Annotated in this window: 1 protein-coding gene; it reads right to left on the bottom strand. The window is 58.6% G+C overall.

From position 1 onward, the window contains the following. A partial coding sequence (locus tag AC1DRJ_RS29130; protein ID WP_477805177.1) for a LysR family transcriptional regulator occupies positions 1–888 on the bottom strand: 888 nt, incomplete at its 3' end. Positions 889–1,062: the final 174 nt, after the last annotated feature.

The following is a 1,062-nucleotide window of genomic DNA, read 5'->3' as shown; positions in this document are numbered from 1 at the left end:
TTCCAGCACCAAATGGGGGCGACGGCCCTTGCGGGTGACCGATGCGAGGCTCAGGTCGTAGAAACGCGCGGTGGGTTTCAGCGCTCGCAATCGACCTTGTTGCACCCAGAGGCTGGCGTAATGATCCGGCAGGTAACCGATGTATCGCCCGGTCAGGATCAGGAACGCCATGCCTTCACGGTCCGAAGCGCTGGCGGTGCAATTGAGCGCCTGGTAATGGGCCTGAATGTCTGCCGGCAAGCGGAAGGTTGGGGCAATGGCGTCCTGGCTGTTGAGCCGTGCGTCGTCGAGTTGTTTGTCATCAACGTAAAACAGCGGATGGCCAACCGCGCAGTACAGCAGCGAGCGTTCGCTGTAGAGCGGCTGATACTCCAGCCCTGACAACGCGCTGGCCTGCGGTACTACGCCGACATGCAAGCGGCCATCCAGCACACCTTGTTCCACTTCATTCGGCGCGATCATGCGAATCTGAATCTGCACATCCGGGCCGCGTTCCTTCAGTTGTGCCAGGGCGTGGGTGATGCGCATGTGGGGGAGAGTGACCAGGTTGTCGGTCAGGCCGATGGTCAATTCGCCACGCAAGTGTTGATGCAGGCCATTGACCTCGGTGCGAAAACTTTCCAGCGCACTTAATAGCTGCAAGGCCGATTGGTACACCTCGCGACCTTCTTCGGTCAGGGAAAACCCGGCGCGACCGCGTTGGCACAAACGTAAGCCGAGGCGCTGTTCCAGATCGCTCATTTGCTGGCTGATGGCCGAGCGGCCGATCCCCAGCACACTTTCAGCCGCAGAGAAGCCGCCGCACTCGACCACACTGCGAAAGATCCGCAGCAAGCGGATATCAAAGTCACTGACTTGCGCGAGTGGATCGGGACGACGCGTGCTCATAGTTTAGTAGCAGCCTGACTGAACGTTAGAAAAGTTGGATTTCACCGACTTTATCCCCGTGGCAATTTAGCTGCAAGAACGCTTTTGATCTCTATGCCGCTTATTGCCCTGCGAGGTTTTGCCCATGAACTTGCCTGAAAACGCCCCGTCTTCCCTGGCCAGCCAGCTCAAGCT

Source organism: Pseudomonas sp. P5_B2 (assembly GCF_056400445.1).
Note: the sequence above shows the minus strand (reverse complement) of the source record. Positions and strands in the feature narration are given on the sequence as shown.